Origin of the sequence: Halorubrum shenae, assembly GCF_051194165.1 — an archaeon.
Lineage (GTDB): Archaea > Halobacteriota > Halobacteria > Halobacteriales > Haloferacaceae > Halorubrum.
The window spans coordinates 88,869-104,228 of record NZ_JBLZNI010000005.1 but is presented as its reverse complement, the minus strand read 5'-3'; the positions used below and the strand labels follow the sequence as shown (position 1 = coordinate 104,228).

Genomic DNA, 15,360 nt, shown 5'->3' with positions numbered 1-15,360 from the left:
ACCGACGAACGTGGGCTACCGGTTGGATCCGAGGACCAGAATCACGCTGCCGACGACGAGCGCGACGAGCGCGCCGAACGGGAGGCCGTCGATGCCGAGACGGACCACTCCGAGCACGACCGCGATGGCACCCACGCCGACGCTCGCGGTGACCCCCACGTGAGCGAGTTCGGCCCGAACGGTCCTCGCGCCGCGCTGAACGCCGATCTGCCCGCCGACGGATACCGCGTTCTCGGCCGCGTCCCATGCGAGGATCGTCGCGAGCGTCGCGAGCAGGAGCGCGGTGGTTCCCACCCCCTGTGTCACCCCCGTCACGAGCACGCCGAGGAACACGAAGCCGGTACCGACGTCTATCAGGGCCCGGCTCCACTGGAACCGAACCGGCGTAAGCGCCGCTGAGAGCGTCCACAGACCCACGATCCCGGGGATAAACTCGATCCGGTGGGTGACCTGTGAGGGCTGCGTGGCCGCCTGTCCCACCGCGACGAGAACGACGAGACCCCCACCGATCGCGACCAGCGCACCCAGAGCCCCGAGGGCCGTCCCGCCGCGACGAACGAGTCGTCCGCCGATCCCGAAGGCGAGGACGCCGACGACGGCCAGCCGAAGGATCTCCCGCTGGAGGGTCGTGTCGGCGACGAGCGCCACGGCGACGCCGCCGGCAGCAAGGGCAACGACGCTGCTCGCGACCGCCGGTCGGCGAACGAACCGAGCGGTTGTCCCGTCAGGCACCGTCGTCGACCGCATCTTATCGGGCGCCGTCATCGGCCCCTCCCCTCGATGACCGTCATCGCTGCACCCAGCGGTTGGGTGGGTGTCCAGTCGACGACGGGAATACCCGCGTTCCGTAGCACGCTCAGCCGATGCGACCGCTCCATTCGGGCGAGCCGCCCGCCCGTGGTCTCCGTCGTGGTGACGTCCGGACTGACGACCGTAACGGCGGTTCCACCGCTCTCGAGCCGTTGGGCGATGCGGGAAGCCTCGTCGTCACACAGCGGCGTGATCAACACGACCTGTGTGTTCGCCCCGAACTCGGCCCGAATTCTGGACAGCTGGGTGTCGACCGGTACGGCCCCGTCGGCACCCGGGCCATCGCCGTTCGGGCCGTCACCAGTGGCAAGTCGGGACGGGGCTGCCCCGCCCTCACGGTCGGCCGTGCGCGCCGTTTCCGGGGGATCCAGCATGAAGGCCGGATCCGTCGCCAGCCGCCGGCGGAATCGGCTGACGTGATCACGGCCGCTCCGGGCCGGAAGCACGCAGACGCGCCGTCCGAACCCGGCTAGGCCGACCCGGTGGTTCGCGTCGAACAGGGCGTCGCCGATGCGGTCGGCGGCGTCGACGGCGAGCGCGACCGCGTGGGGGTCGTTCGTATCCGCGGCCCGATACGACGCCGGTCGTGCGTCCACGCACACCATCACCTCTGCGAGCCGTTCGGTGCGGAAGGTCAATGAGGTGAGTTCGCCCGTCCGCGCGTATCGCCGCCAGTCGATTCGGTTCGCGGGGTCCCCGCGCTGATACTTCTCGACAGAGTGGAACTCGATCCCCTCGCCCCCGTCGTCAGTGACCAGCGGACCCGGATGGTGACCGTTCTGTGCGCGCAGCGGGACGGTCGGGACCTCTCCTGCACAGTCGAAGGAACTCGCCGCGGTGAGTGAGCGTTCGACTTCAACCGACCCGCTTGCGTCGCGGCAGAGCACAGTCGTCGGCTGGAACACGTGGCGACCGGGGCGCGCCCGGAGCTCGTAGCGTATCGTCACCTCGCCACCCGGGAGCAACGCCGTCGCACACCGCGGCGATCCGTCCGAAACCGAGAGCATCGGTGGGGTTCCGTCGACGATCCGGACGTCTGCGAGCACCCCGTCCCCCTCGTTCGTGATCGTCGTCCGCACGGACACCTGCTCCTCGTCCGCCGGCGACGCCGGATCTATTTCCCGTCGGATGGACATATCGGGGTCGGGAATCGCGGTGAGACGCGGATAGGCGGCGTACGCGCCGGCGAGAGCGCCGACCAGCAACAGCGAGGGTCGTTTCGCGAGGACGCCGATCGCCACCGCGAGAAGCGCGACAGCGGCGATCCCCCGCCAGCGACCGGTCGACCGAACTGATGACGGCCGGTTCGTATCGGACGCTGGTTCGGCTGTGACCCCGCCGTCGGTTCTAGCCACAGAGCCCCGTTGGGGTCTCCCGTCGACCGCGGTCCGTTCGGGAGGCCCCGAACTATCGAGCCAGTGACGGAGCGTGGCGATACCGGGCGTCACTGGACCGCCTCCCGCGTTGTCGACCGCCCGTCCGAGTGGTGGTCCGAGGCTCGGTCGGTGTCCTCAGCTACGTCCTCGCCCCCGGCCCGATCACTATCCCGGGCCACCGATCTCTCACCGGTCGTCTTCGCCAGGATGGCGTCAACGGTTCGGTCGGCCGGATCGCCGCTGCGGGTACCGCCCAGGACGCCGCGTCCCGACGCGGAAAGGTAGGATGCGGCGACAGGGTCGCTCGTCCAAGTGCCATCGTCGACGCGACGTCCGGCGTCGGTCCGCGAACAACTCTCCGCGCGCATCGTCGCCCGGAGTGCCGCCTCCCGGAGCCGATGGCGACGGTCGGTTGCCGACTGAGTGGAGAGGAACCGACTCAGTCGCCCACCGCCGGTGCGGTCGAACGACGCACCGGGATACGTCGCCGTCAGGACGCCCTCGACGGCCGGCGGTGTCGCCTCACTGACGCCGCGGACACGCCGCGCCGCGACGAGGAGCAACGCGAGCCCGACCGCCAGAAGGCCGAGCACTGCCAGCACCACGTAGTCGCTCCCGAGGGCTTCGATCGCCGCGTCGATTCGGAGCACGCCCTCCGTCTCCGGATCGAAGGCGACGAGCAGTCCGACACCGAGCGTCGCGACCCCCACCAGGAGAAGGAGGGCGCGGGCCACCCGACCGAGGCGGGCGAGCAGCCCCCCGGCGCCGACTCGGTGTGTATCCGCATCGTTCGGGTCGGTCGAGTCGCTCGCGTCGGTCGCGACGGTCGCGGGATCGCGAGCAGCGGTTCGGTCGGTCATTTCACACCGCCCTCCAGCGCGCGGAGCCCTTCGCGAGCCCGGTCGACCTCCGTGTCGACCGAACATCCGCCGTAGTGCACATGCTCGAACGCGGAGACGATCGACTCGACGGCGTCGCGATCGACGCCTCGAACGCGAGCGAGCGCCCGGCACTCGTCCGGGGTCGTCGTCTCTGGCCGATCCGGATTCAGCCGGCGTACCACCTCCACCCAGGCCCGATCCACGTCGTGTTCGGGGCTCGCCCCGGGCCAGTGTCCAGCCGCCGATCGCGGTTTGGTGGCAGACGTCGTTCGGGAGTCGCGCCCGAAGAAGTCGGCCAGAACGTCCCGGTACCGATACGCCAGCGCAGCCGCCGTCAGAACCGCCACAATCGGGAGGAGGAGACGGAAAAGTTGACTCAACAACGCGATCAGGCGGTCGAAGAGCGAGGGTTCGTCGACCGCGGAGCCCGCGCCGTCGACGGAACCGCTAGCGGACCCACCGTCGCCCTCCCCGCCGCCGCTCTCGATGGACTCCTGAATCGCGGACGCGTCATCCTCACCTATCGGCAGGCTGTCCCAGTCCGGGTTTATCTCGTCGTCCGGATCGGTCGTCAGGCTTGTCTCCAGCGTTGTTGACGCGACGCTCAACGACGTGAGCGCCAACAGTGCTATCAGCGCCGACAGAAGTTGTGACCGATTCATAAAGCGAGAGACGACGTGACGGACTGACAGCTGCTACTCGGCGACGACTCGATGAGGACCAACTGCATTCACGGACGGGAGACGCTAGTGGGGCTTTAGTATACAGACCGTAACGACCGCGAGACACTTACGGAAGTTCGAGGAGAAAGCCTCGCGCTTCAGCGCGGGGATGAGTCCGACAAACTCCACGCCAACCACGTTTGACGTTCAGACGGGTATTTTACGTGAGTGGTCGTCGTACTAACAGGTAACCGAGGCGGCCCGTCCGCCCACCTAATTGGACAATATCGGGATTGCTCGATTCCACGCAGAAAGCATCCCTTTCTGCGTTTGGATTTCGGGATGCAAGCAGTAAAAGTATCTCTGAATCCCATGCCGGGATAGGAGTAACGGCTGGTTGGCACAGCCAGTAGCCGCCTTTCGAGGCCGCTACAAACCGTAACCATCCCAACCCAGCGGTACGGTGCCGTGGGAATCCTCGCGCTTCAGCGCGGGGAGGATGTCAACTAACGGCTGCGAGGCATTCGCCGAACGACTAGCCGGAGTAGTAGTACTCGCCGTCGCGCTTCTGTGAGCTGTCGAGCTGCGATCCCGGCTTGTTGATGCGGGGACGACCCGTCCGCTCGTCGCGTCGGAACGTGATGTCGAGGTCGGCGAGGAACTCGTTCATCCCGTCGCGCATCTCCTGGGCCGGCGTGGCATGCCCGCGCTCGGCCGGTTCGCCGTCGAACACCATCAGGCGGTCGGCCAGCAGATCGATCATGTAGATGTCGTGATCGATCACCATCACGGTCGCGTCGTGGTTCTCCGCGTACCGGCGGATGGCCGTCGTCGCGCGCACCCGCTGTTCCACGTCGAGGTGGGCAGAGGGCTCGTCGAGGAGGTACAGGTCCGCGTCCTCGGAGAGACACGCAGCGATGGCGACCCGCTGGCGCTCCCCGCCCGACAGGTCCGTGAGGTTCTGCTCCATCACGCGGTCGAGCTGGAGCGGCTGGGCGACCTCCGTGTTCCAGTAGGAGCTGCCGAACTCGTCGGTGATCGACGCGAGGAACGCGTCGACGCGCATCGGCTGGTCGATGTCGATGTACTGCGGCTTGTACGCGATGTCGAGCGCGAAGTCGAGCGTACCCTCGTCCGGCTCCAGCGAGCCCGCGAACAGCTTCGCGAGCGTCGACTTCCCGATCCCGTTCGGCCCGACGATGCCGAGCACCTCGGAGCGGTTGATCGCGCCGCCCTCGACGTGCAGCTCGAACTCGCCCTCGCCGTACGACTTCGAGAGGTCGGGGTACTCGATCAGCGTCTCGCTGCGCGAGGCGACCCGCGGAGCGTGCTCCTCGAAGGTGATCGCGGACGGCCGGATCCGCATGTTTTCGTTGTTGAGGTATCCCTTCAGGTACTCGTTGATCCCGTTGCGGACCGACTTGGGGTCGGTGATGACCCCGTACGCGCCCGGCTCCCCGTACGCGACGTGGAGCGTGTCGGCGAGGAGATCGAGGATGGCGAGGTCGTGCTCGACGACGAGCATCGACCGGTCCGCGGAATCGTCGTCCGCCAGCTCGCGGATGAGCCGGGCGACGACCATCCGCTGCCCGATGTCGAGGTACGGCGTGATCTCGTCGAGGAAGTAGAAGTCTGCGTCGCGGGCCAGACACGCCGCGATGGCGACGCGCTGGAGTTCGCCGCCGGAGATGGAGTCGATCGGCTGGTCCATCACCGGCGCGATGTTGAGCCGATCGATGAGGGAGTCAAGCGCACCTCGTTCGTCGGTGCGCTCCAACAGCTCGCGGGTGTTCCCGTCAAACTGGTTCGGGATCTGGTCGACGTACTGCGGCTTGCGCGCGACCGTCACGTCGCCCTCCTTCAGCGATTTGAGGTAGTTCTGGAGCCCCGTCCCGCGGAACCGGTCGAGGACGCGGTCCCAGTCGCCCTCCGACTCGTGGTCACCGAGGTTCGGGACCATCTCGCCGGCAAGCCCGTGGACCGCCGTCGACTTTCCGATCCCGTTCGGCCCGAGGATGCCGGTGACGTTGCCCGGCTCCGGGGTCGGGAGCCCGTACAGTGAGAAGGCGTTGTCACCGTAGCGGTGGACCGGCTCCTCCTCGAGTTCGGAGGGGAGGTTGATGATCTCGATCGCGTCGAACGGGCACTTCTCGACGCAGATCCCGCAGGTCTCGCCGAGACAGATCTCCTCGGAGATGTGGATCTGGTCCGGATCGCCCTCGACCGCGTCCTCGCCGCGCTTCGTGATACACTCTTTGCCCGTCCGGTTGGGCGGACAGTACTTCATGCACTCGTAGTTACACCGGTCCGGTTGGCACCGGTCGAGGTCGACGACGGCGATACTGTCGTCGGCCATCTCAGATCACCAGTTCGACGCCGGACGTCGCAAGCACGGTGTAGCTGATGAACCACAGCGTGAACGTCAGAAACGCCACGTAGAGGTTGTCCTTAGCGCCGAAGTCGCTCACGCCAATCACCTTGTACAGCGGGTACTGGGCGAGCACGAACGCGCCCATCACCAGCACGATGGTGGTGCTGGCGGCGTCAACCGGATCCGTCCCGACATACGCGGCCGAGGTAACGCCGGCGGCGATCCCCGCGAGACAGCAGATCGTCGTGACGACCACGCTTCGGGTATGGCCCGATATCCCCGAGTCGTCGCTCATACCAGTCGATCCGCGAGCGCACGTGAAAAGCCGTTCGTTCCGTCCGGCGAACCGCTCGGGGCTCCACCGACCGAGATTGACGGGTCTGACTCGCGTCGAACCGCCGAGACACCGCCCGAGGTCGATCCCCGCAGACGGCCGGTTCATCGAAGCGCGCGCGAGCGCCGCCGCTGACTGACTGGTCAGTCGATCGGAGCAGTACCAACGTTTTTTGCCGCAAATTGCGCCGGTAACCGGCAATAAACACTGGTATCTAGAACAAGATCCCCGATCGAACGCGGTTACGCATCAACATTTATGACGGTGTGTGGTTTCGATTCGTAACGATGGAAGGAACCCAAACGGAGGGGCTCGACGACCTCCCGCCGAGCGCCAAGCTCGTTTTCAAGGTGCTCGAGTACACGGGACCGTTAACCCAGAAGGGGATCGTCCAAGAGTCGATGCTGTCGGCTCGAACCGTCCGCTACGCGCTCGAACGCTTGGAGGGAATCGGCGTCGTCGACGAGGACGTGTACTTCGCTGACGCGCGACAGAACCTCTACACGCTCACCGAACCCGCACAGGAGTTCACCGACGACGAAAGCGAGGCCTCCTGTACCGCCGACTAACCGCCCCGATCCCTCGGTCTTCTACCGGTTGCTCTCGCCCGATACGTCTCGCGCTCCCCGAATTGCCTCGGCGACGGTGAGCGCGATAGCGACCAGCAGCGCGAACGTGGCCGCCAACACGAACGCCAACAGCAGGAACCACACGTCTGGACCGAACAGTGGATAGTCCCGGAGGTCGATCACCGGGCCGAGTAGCTCCAGCGTCCGGGTCGCGTACAGGAGTACCGCGAGGGCCGCACCGGCGACAAGCCCGACGCGGACGTTCCGGTAGAACGCCAGCGACTCCAAGAGAACGAGCATCGGCGGCTTGGTCGATCCGTCAGCCGGAGTATCGTCGCTCACGGGCGCCCTTGCGAGCGCGCGCGCATAGAGCCATCGAAAGTGGAGAATCGAAAGTCGAGAGCGAGACACACGGTTCATCACGATCGAAAATAGGTGTCTCAAGACCTGACAACGCAAGAAAGCCGTCAAGTGGGAGCAGGAGTAACAGCGGTGTATGACGAAAGTCGTGCTGTCGGCGTTCGCGATGATCGATCCGGAGACGTACCGCGAAGTCCTCGGCGAAGCGATCGACGAGCCCGTCGAGATTGAAGTCGCCGAACTCGGGTCGACCGAGAACCTGATCGAGGCCGCGGCGGGCGCCGACGCGGTCGTGACCGATATTAACACGCCAGTCACTGCGGAGGCGCTCGACGAGCTGGACCTCCGAGTCGTCGTCCGGTCGGCGGTCGGCGTGGACAACATCGACATCGATGCCGCCGCCGCCAACGGCGTCACCGTCACCCGCGTCCCCGACTACTGCACCGACGAGGTGGCGACCCACTCCGTCTCGCTGCTTCTCGCCTGCCTCCGCTCGCTGAAGGAGTACGACGACCACGTCGCCGCAGGCGGGTGGAACTGGGAGGCCGGTCGCCCGGTCCGGCGCGTGAGCGCGTCGACGATCGGGTTCGTCTCGTTCGGGCCGATCGCGCAGCGCGCGGCCGAGCAGATGGCCGGGTTCGATGCCGACCTGGTCGCCTACGACCCGTTCGTCGAGGCCGACGAGATGGCTGAGTACGGCGTAGAAAAGGCGGAGTTTGACGAGCTGTTCGACCGCGCCGACCACGTCGGCGTCTACGCCCCCCTGACGGACGCGACTCGGGGGATGGTGGACGCCGACGCGCTCAGTCGCCTCGACGAGGATTCGGTAGTCGTCAACGTGAGTCGCGGGGCGGTCGTCGACGCCGACGCGCTGCTCGACGCGCTGGAGTCGGGGGCGATCAAGGGCGCCGGCCTCGACGTGTTCGCCGACGAACCCCCCGAGGACGACCCCCTCGTTGGCCGCGACGACACGGTCGTCACGCCGCACGCGGCGTGGTACAGCGAGGAGGCCCGGGACGACTTAAACCGGAGCGGCGCCGCCGACGTGACCGCCGTGCTCAACGGCGAAACGCCCGACGGCCGAGTGGATCCGGACGCAGACTGGCTGTAAGCGGTGACACCGCGAGACAGGCTACAGCCGGTCGAGGGCGTCGAAGCCGTCCTCGTCGTCGTCACTGAGGCTGTCTCTCTCACCGTCCACGTCTGACCCCGCCTTGGCCGCGTCGAGCGCACCGTCGTCGAGCCCCGCGGCGAGCCCGGGACCGAGGTCGTATGTGTCGCGCACCGTCTGGGCTAGCACGCCCTCCCGGTCGAAGACGACGTAGACGGCGACGAAGTCGTGGGCGGCCGGACGGAGAACGAACACCTCGCGGGGAGCGTCGTCCTCGCGAGACTCGTTAACACGCGCGACCAGCGGTTCGATCGGAAGCCGGCCCGCTTGGAGGTCGGCAAACGCGTCGCTTCCCGGCGCGTCGGCGAATAGATACAGCGCGCCGTTCGGGTCGCCGTCGTTCGACCGGGTTGTGATCGAGCCGACCGCCTCGCCCGCGGCCCGGATCTGGTCCCACGCGTCGACCGCCGCCTCGAACATTCCCTCTACGTCGTCCGCGAATCGAAACCGGCTCTCACGGACGATTTCGACGTCATCGAAGCGGGCCGAGCCGTCGGTCCACGCCAAGGTTGCGTCGACGACGAACCCCGGCTCCAGCGACGCCACACGGTCAGCGAAGGTCCCCTCGTACCCCTCGGCGGCGGCGTACAGCGGATCGAACCGGTCCTCGGCGTCGGGAGCGGTCGGATCGATCGTCCCCTCCGGGTACTCGACGAGGACGAACTCCTCGGCGGGGTCAGACGGACCGGTCCCGTCGATATCGGGTCGCGGGCGGCGGTCGTGGACGCGGAAGCGGCCGCTCGTCGTCGGTTCCATAGTGGACTGTCGGGCGGCGAGCGGAAAAGCCGGTCGGAACGGGAGCGCGCGACGAGAGAACAGCGGATATCGACCGGCCGGGATCCGTATCGTTATGGGGCGGGCGACCCAACTAACCGGTAAATGGGTATCCTCGAGAACAAGTCGAACGCCCGCCTGTTCTACAAGTATCTCTCGAAGGTGTACGACAAGATCAACTGGGTCAACTGGAACGAGGAGATGCGCTCGGAGGCGCTCTCGTGGCTGGAGTTCGGCGACGATCCGAAAGTGCTCGACGTGGGCTGCGGGACCGGGTTCGGCACCGAGGGACTACTCGAACACGCCGACGACGTCCACGGACTCGACCAGAGCGTCCACCAAATGGAGAAGGCGTTCGAGAAGTTCGGCAAACACGACCTCGTGAACTTCTACCGCGGCGATGCCGAGCGGCTCCCCTTCCGCGACGACACCTTCGACATCGTCTGGTCCTCGGGGTCGATCGAGTACTGGCCGAACCCGATCGAGGGGCTCCGCGAGCTCCGCCGCGTCGCGAAGCCGGGCGGGCAGGTGCTCGTCGTCGGCCCTGACTACCCGCACAACCGCATCCTCCAGCGGGTCGCCGACGCGATCATGCTCTTCTACGACGAGGACGAGGCCGATCGGATGTTCGATGCGGCCGGCTACGAGACGTACGAACACCATATCCAGCGGTCGACCCCGCAGAGCCCGCGCGCGATCACGACGGTCGCTCAGGTTCCCGAGGAGTAGCCGCGCAGCGGTCAGCCCAGTTCGCCCGGTTCGCCCTGTTCTCCGACCCGGGTTCGACGACCGTCTCCAGCGTCGCAACGGGGAGCCCGTCGACCGAGATGTCGACGGTGACCGTCCGACCGGGTTCAAGGGTCGGCTCGTTCGTCCCCGCAACCCGGAACGACGCCGACCCACCGACGCGCAGGTCGCCGTCGGTCGCGGCGTTGAACGCGCCCGTGGGCCCGGGATGGAACCCCGCCGCCGAGAAGAACGGGACCGGGGGCTGCCGGTCGAGCGGCTCGCCGTCGACGCGTACTCGGACCTCCAGTTCGCTCGCGTCGAGCGCGTCGCCGCCGCGATGCGTGACCGTGATCCGGTCGTCGGTCGCCGACAGCGACAGCGAGGCCGTCGGTGCCGGCTCTGGCGGGGCGCCGAGCGTCGCGGTCACGACACCGCCCGCGAGCACGACCGTAATGGCGAGCAGCAGGACGCCGGCGATCGGTGTGAGCGCGCGAGCGGAGCGGTCGGCTGTCGATTTGGGGTCTGTCGATCGGTCCTCAGTCGGGGGGTCACAGTCGGCAGTCGGATCCTGGGGCGGATCGGTATCGGTGTCGATGGGCACGGAGGGGCTGCCGCGGGATCCGGGAAAAACCTCCGGGCGGGCGATGGATTCTACTCGTCGTCAACCGGGCGCGGCGTCGCGATGGGTTGGAGGTCGTCGACGAAGACCGCGCGCGGCTCGTCGACCACAGTGACCCGGTAGGACTCCGCCGGCGAGAGCGTCCGAACGACGCCGTCCGCGTCGGTGGTGCCGATCGATTGACTGTCGCCGCCACCGACGCTCTTCGTGACGGTGACATCGGAGACCGGCCGACCCGTCTCCTCGTCGCGAACGGTCACCGTCACCGGGGCGCCGGCGTAGCTGCGGTCGACGGTGATGTTAAATCCGTCACCGGTCTCGGAGACGGACTCGGCGTCGGGGAACGCGTCGAGCGCGATGCGCTGGTGCTCCACGAACACCTGTCTCGTGCCGCCGCTGACGAAGGTGCGGAGAAGGCCGAACTCGTGAGGGATGGTAATCCGCTGGACCGAGCCGGCCCCGAAGGCGTCGGGCTCGCGGAGCGACGCCGTCTCGGGGTAGGCGGCGGACGTGGCGTTGATCGCCTCGTCGTTGCTGATCGCTCCGCCCCCGCGGTCCCACCGGTCGATCCGGAAGACCTCGCGGACGTACTCCCCGTCGATAATCGTCGTCAGCACGACCGACCGATCGCTGGATTCGATGTACACTTCCGTGGCCGACACCTCACCGCGCGCGGCCGAAAGCGCGAACTCACGGACGGGGCCCTCATACACCTGCAGCGCGACCTGGAGCTCGTCGAGTCGGGTCGGAGAGCTGAACCCGTCCGTCTCTGCGGCGAGCGCGTCGATCTCATCGAGTCGCTCGTCGTACTCGCGGGCGGTCGCGGCGATGCGGACGAGCTCGTTGAGGAGCTCTCGGTCGGAAAGGTTGCCGGCCGCGTGGGCGCTGAACGCCTCCGCCTGTCGGCTGTTAAGCGTTACCTCGTCGCGCTCAACGCGGTTAATCGCGGTGAGGATCCGGCGCTGCCGTTCCGGGTTCGTCTCGGCGGTCTCGATCCGCTGGACGACGGCGGCGGTCTCCATGGCGGCGTCAGTCTCGTCGACGGCAAAGCCGATCGACGAGCCGAGGTTCGCACCGCGGGTCGGGGACCCAACGCGCGCGTCGATCTCGCCCGGCGTGGACAGCGTCCGGAAGGTGAGGTTCGCCGGATCGACCTGGGGCCGGTCCCTCCCGCCGGTGTCGATCTGGCCAAGGGTACTCTTCGAGGCCGGATCAGCGGCTTCGACGACCGAACCGGTGTTGTGAGAAACGGAGTCAGCGGCTGAATCAGCGGCCGTCGTCGGGTCGGCGACCGCCCCTGCGACGGCCGCCGACGACACCGCACCGGCGATCGGGGCGAGCAGCAGCAGCACCGCGAGGGTGATCGGGAGGGCTCTCATACAATCGCAGTTCACGTCGCGATATAAAAAAGCCACCTCAACGAGCCGGCACGGGTCCTCGGGCCGGCATTCCGAGCGATCGTCGGTAGCGAATGTCGGACAGCCGAAACGACCATCCAAAACGAACGATGGAAAGCGTTTTGCCCGGCGCCTGAGTGCGATGATCTGTATGCGGAACGCCCCGTCTCGCGCTCTCCTCGTCGGGTTGGTGGCCGTCGCGCTCGTTGCGAGCGGCACCGCCCCCGTGGCAGGAGACGCGCTCTCGCCCTCGGCTTCGCCCTCCCTCGACACCGAGCCCTCGGCCGTCGATTTATCGACTGTCGACCTGTCAGCCGTTGACTCGTCGGTCTTCGAACAGATCGATGAACCGTTCGAGCCGACCACGGCGACGCGGATACGGATCGAGCTGACACCGGACCGCGACGCTCAGTGGACCGTCTCGGTTCGATATGCGCTCGCCGACGAAACCGACCGGGCGGCGTTCAACGCCGCCGGCGACCAGTTCCTCGACGGCGAGGTCGGTCCCGACGCGGCGATGTTTGAGGGGTTCGCCCGCGAGGCGAGCCGAAATATCGACCGGACGATGCGGATCGAAGACGTCGACCGCGGGGTCGTCGTCCACGATGATCCCGCCTCGTTCGACGTAGCGAACGACGAGACGACGGCGGTGGGTGAACTCCGACTGACGTTCGTCTGGACCGACTTCCTCGACGAAGACGGTGAGAACCTGGTGTTGGGCGACGCGCTCACCACCCCGAACGAGGGAACGTGGCTGCGCTCGCTGGAGGCCGGACAGACAATCGAAGTAGCGACGCCGGAGGGGTACACCGTCACGGGGACACCGAGCACGGCCGTGGCGCAGCTGTCGGACGGCGATGTTATCATCGAGGGAGCGCAGCTGTTCGATGAGAGCGATCCCGTCGTAATCGTCTACGGGCCCGCGGGTACGATCGGTCCCCCGTGGACGATGCTCACGGCCGCGATCGTCGTCGCCGCGGTGCTCATCGCCGGGAGCGTTATCGGCTATCGGCGGATGGGCGACGGCGCCGCCTCTCGGGTCGACGAGAGCGCCACCGACGGGGACATCGACAGCAACGGAGGCGGAGCCGCCGAGCGCGGACAGCGCGCCGCCGCAGTAGGTGCCTCCGGCAATCCGGACCCGGTGAGTGACGGGTCGGAAGCCGACGACGCGGAAGCCGAGGGATCGGAAGGAGTTGACCCGTCGCTGCTGTCCGACGAGGAGCGCGTCGAGCGCCTCGTTGAGGACAACGGTGGACGGATGCGGCAGGCCGACATCGTCATAGAGACCGGTTGGTCGGACGCGAAGGTGTCACAGCTGCTCTCCGCGATGGCCGAGTCGGGTCGAGTGGAGAAGCTCCGACTCGGGCGCGAGAACCTCATTTCGATCCCGGACGACGAGGACGAAACCGAGGAGAAAAGAGACGATAGCGGCGACGAAGACGGCTCCGCAAGCTGAGGCCGACAGCGAGAGATCGGAAGCGAACTCGGAAACCGCGAGCCCGCGGTAAGCTGTTCCGAAAGCTCTTACAGGTCGAACGACGAAGCATCGATCATGAAAGTTCTGGTGACAGTCAAGGAGGTCGCGGAGCCGGACGACGACTTCGCAATCGAGGGCACCGACATCGCGACGTCCGACCTCGAGTACGACCTCAACGAGTGGGACGACTACGCGGTCGAGGCGGCGGTACAGCTGGCCGAGGCGGGGATCGCGGACGAGGTCGTCGCCGTCACCATCGGGCCGGAGCGCACCGAAGAGACGATCCGGATGGCGCTCGCGAAGGGCGCCGATCGCGCCGTGCGGGTGTGGGACGACGCCTTCGAGGCGGGCTTCGCCGACGTGGCCGCGAAGGTCACGACGTTCGAGGCGGTCGTCGAAGCGGAGGAGCCCGACCTCGTGCTCGGCGGCGTGCAGGCTGCAGACACCGGGTTCGGCGCGACGGGCGTCGCGCTCGCCGACCGAATCGGCTTCGAGCACGCCGCCGTGGTTAACAACCTCGACGTCGACGCGGACGCCGGCGTCGCCCACGTCCACCGAGAGCTGGAGGGCGGTATCGAAGAGCTGACCGACGTGGATCTCCCGGCCGTCCTGACAGTCCAGACCGGGATCAACGAGCCGCGGTACGCGAGCCTCCGAGGTATTCGGCAGGCGCAGCGCAAAGAGATCGACGCCAAGGATCTCGCGGACCTCGGGCTGTCGACAGACGACGTCGAGAGCGCGTTGGCGATCACGTCGATGTACGAGCCGGAGAGCGAGTCGGACGCCGAGATCATCGAGGGCGACGCGGGGGAGAGCGCATCGCGTCTCGCTGAAGTCCTCCGCGACAAGGGGGTGAGCGCGTGATGTCCGACGTGCTCGTCGTCTCGGAACACCGGCGCGGGGAGCTTCGAGACGTCTCCTACGAGGCGATCACGGCCGGGCGCGAGCTCGCCGACGCGCGCGGCGGTGACCTCCACGTCGCGGCGATCGGCGGCGACGTCGAGCAGTTCGCGGACGACCTGAACCGCGAAGGCGTAGACGCGGTCCACACGGTCGCGAACGGCGAGGAGTTCGATCACAACGTCTACCAGTCAGCCGTCGGCGCGCTGCTCGACAAGACCGACGCGGGGACCGTCCTGGTCCCGAACTCGGTCAACGGGCTGGACTACGCGCCCGCCGTCGCCGAGGCGCACGGCTTCCCGCTGGTGACGGACGCAATCGGCTTCGAGTACGACGACGGCCTGACCGTCACCCGCGAGATGTACGGCTCGAAGGTCGAGACGACCGTCGACGTGGCCGGTGACCGATTCGTGCTCACCGTCCGCGGCGGTGAGTGGGGGCCCGCAGAGGGCGTCGGCGACGCGCCGGTCGAGGCCGTCGAGGTCGACCATCCCGAGTCGGGCGCACGCGTCACGGGCTTCGAGGAGGTCGCCGGCGGTGACGTCGACATCTCGGAGGCGGACGTGCTCGTTTCGGTCGGTCGCGGCATCGAGGAGGAAGAGAACCTGGAGGTCGTCGAGGGCCTCGCCGACGCGCTCGGCGCGACCCTCTCTGCCTCTCGCCCGATCGTCGACAACGGATGGCTCCCGAAGAACCGCCAGGTCGGACAGAGCGGAAAGGTCGTCACGCCTGACGTGTACATCGCAATCGGGATCTCCGGCGCGGTCCAGCACGTCGCCGGCATGAAGGGGTCGGACACGATCGTCGCGGTCAACACCGACCCGAACGCGCCCATCTACGACATCGCCGACTACGGTATCGTCGGGGACCTCTTCGAGGTCGTACCCGAGCTCATCGACGAGTTCGCGTAGGCGGGGTCGGTCCCGT

The 15,360-nt window shown here is 67.4% G+C and carries 16 protein-coding genes; 6 read left to right on the top strand and 10 right to left on the bottom strand.

The window, feature by feature from the left end; translation table 11 throughout:
• Window positions 1-15: 15 nt before the first annotated feature.
• The 6 genes from ACNS88_RS08110 to ACNS88_RS08085 form a co-directional block, all read right to left on the bottom strand.
• Entirely contained in the window at window positions 16-765 is a 750-nt protein-coding gene (locus tag ACNS88_RS08110) for a DUF7519 family protein (RefSeq protein ID WP_435095584.1), read from the bottom strand.
• Window positions 762-2,165, bottom strand: coding sequence for a DUF58 domain-containing protein (locus ACNS88_RS08105; protein WP_435095581.1), 1,404 nt, complete (start codon window positions 2,163-2,165; stop codon window positions 762-764). Before ACNS88_RS08105 ends, ACNS88_RS08110 begins: the two co-directional genes overlap by 4 nt.
• Window positions 2,166-2,254: 89 nt before the next feature.
• Entirely contained in the window at window positions 2,255-3,046 is a 792-nt protein-coding gene (locus tag ACNS88_RS08100) for a DUF7269 family protein (protein ID WP_435095578.1), read from the bottom strand.
• Window positions 3,043-3,729 carry a DUF4129 domain-containing protein gene (locus ACNS88_RS08095; RefSeq protein ID WP_435095575.1) on the bottom strand — a complete coding sequence of 229 codons (687 nt, stop codon included), beginning with the start codon at window positions 3,727-3,729 and terminating at the stop codon, window positions 3,043-3,045. Before ACNS88_RS08095 ends, ACNS88_RS08100 begins: the two co-directional genes overlap by 4 nt.
• Window positions 3,730-4,264: 535 nt before the next feature.
• Complete coding sequence (locus tag ACNS88_RS08090) at window positions 4,265-6,085, bottom strand: ribosome biogenesis/translation initiation ATPase RLI (RefSeq protein WP_435095572.1); 1,821 nt, start codon at window positions 6,083-6,085, stop codon at window positions 4,265-4,267.
• A 1-nt stretch (window position 6,086) separates the two neighbouring features.
• Window positions 6,087-6,395 (bottom strand): EMC6-like membrane protein, encoded by a 309-nt coding sequence (locus ACNS88_RS08085; protein ID WP_435095569.1) that lies wholly within the window; start codon window positions 6,393-6,395, stop codon window positions 6,087-6,089.
• Window positions 6,396-6,721: 326 nt separating this feature from the next.
• Between ACNS88_RS08085 and ACNS88_RS08080 the strand changes: the two genes are divergently transcribed.
• Window positions 6,722-7,003 (top strand): ArsR family transcriptional regulator, encoded by a 282-nt coding sequence (locus tag ACNS88_RS08080; RefSeq protein WP_435095566.1) that lies wholly within the window; start codon window positions 6,722-6,724, stop codon window positions 7,001-7,003.
• A 21-nt stretch (window positions 7,004-7,024) separates the two neighbouring features.
• Here ACNS88_RS08080 and ACNS88_RS08075 read toward each other — a convergent pair whose 3' ends face one another.
• The gene (locus ACNS88_RS08075; protein WP_435095933.1) at window positions 7,025-7,303 is read right to left on the bottom strand and encodes a DUF7536 family protein; all 279 of its coding nucleotides are present in this window, start codon (window positions 7,301-7,303) and stop codon (window positions 7,025-7,027) included.
• A gap of 196 nt (window positions 7,304-7,499) precedes the next feature.
• Between ACNS88_RS08075 and ACNS88_RS08070 the strand changes: the two genes are divergently transcribed.
• Window positions 7,500-8,474, top strand: a complete 975-nt coding sequence (locus ACNS88_RS08070) for a C-terminal binding protein (protein WP_435095563.1) — start codon at window positions 7,500-7,502, stop codon at window positions 8,472-8,474.
• Between the two features lie 21 nt (window positions 8,475-8,495).
• Here the strand turns inward: ACNS88_RS08070 and ACNS88_RS08065 are convergent, their stop codons facing one another.
• The gene (locus tag ACNS88_RS08065) at window positions 8,496-9,290 is read right to left on the bottom strand and encodes a DUF6663 family protein (RefSeq protein WP_435095560.1); all 795 of its coding nucleotides are present in this window, start codon (window positions 9,288-9,290) and stop codon (window positions 8,496-8,498) included.
• A gap of 123 nt (window positions 9,291-9,413) precedes the next feature.
• Here ACNS88_RS08065 and ACNS88_RS08060 point away from each other — a divergent pair, with 123 nt between their 5' ends.
• Window positions 9,414-10,037: a methyltransferase domain-containing protein gene (locus ACNS88_RS08060; RefSeq protein WP_435095557.1), complete on the top strand. Its 624-nt coding sequence runs from the start codon at window positions 9,414-9,416 to the stop codon at window positions 10,035-10,037.
• Here the strand turns inward: ACNS88_RS08060 and ACNS88_RS08055 are convergent.
• Complete coding sequence (locus ACNS88_RS08055) at window positions 10,006-10,638, bottom strand: type IV pilin N-terminal domain-containing protein (protein WP_435095554.1); 633 nt, start codon at window positions 10,636-10,638, stop codon at window positions 10,006-10,008. The two genes, ACNS88_RS08060 and ACNS88_RS08055, sit on opposite strands and share 32 nt — an antisense overlap.
• 50 nt (window positions 10,639-10,688) lie before the next feature.
• Window positions 10,689-12,035: an Ig-like domain-containing protein gene (locus tag ACNS88_RS08050; protein WP_435095551.1), complete on the bottom strand. Its 1,347-nt coding sequence runs from the start codon at window positions 12,033-12,035 to the stop codon at window positions 10,689-10,691.
• Between the two features lie 169 nt (window positions 12,036-12,204).
• On the opposite strand from ACNS88_RS08050, the gene ACNS88_RS08045 reads away from it, so the two are divergent.
• The 3 genes from ACNS88_RS08045 (at window position 12,205) to ACNS88_RS08035 (ending at window position 15,344) form a co-directional block, all read left to right on the top strand.
• On the top strand, window positions 12,205-13,512 hold the full coding sequence (locus ACNS88_RS08045; RefSeq protein WP_435095548.1) for a helix-turn-helix transcriptional regulator: 1,308 nt from the start codon (window positions 12,205-12,207) through the stop codon (window positions 13,510-13,512).
• Window positions 13,513-13,608: 96 nt separating this feature from the next.
• On the top strand, window positions 13,609-14,397 hold the full coding sequence (locus ACNS88_RS08040) for an electron transfer flavoprotein subunit beta/FixA family protein (RefSeq protein WP_435095545.1): 789 nt from the start codon (window positions 13,609-13,611) through the stop codon (window positions 14,395-14,397).
• Window positions 14,397-15,344 carry an electron transfer flavoprotein subunit alpha/FixB family protein gene (locus ACNS88_RS08035; protein WP_435095542.1) on the top strand — a complete coding sequence of 316 codons (948 nt, stop codon included), beginning with the start codon at window positions 14,397-14,399 and terminating at the stop codon, window positions 15,342-15,344. Before ACNS88_RS08040 ends, ACNS88_RS08035 begins: the two co-directional genes overlap by 1 nt.
• The last annotated feature ends 16 nt before the right edge of the window (window positions 15,345-15,360 follow it).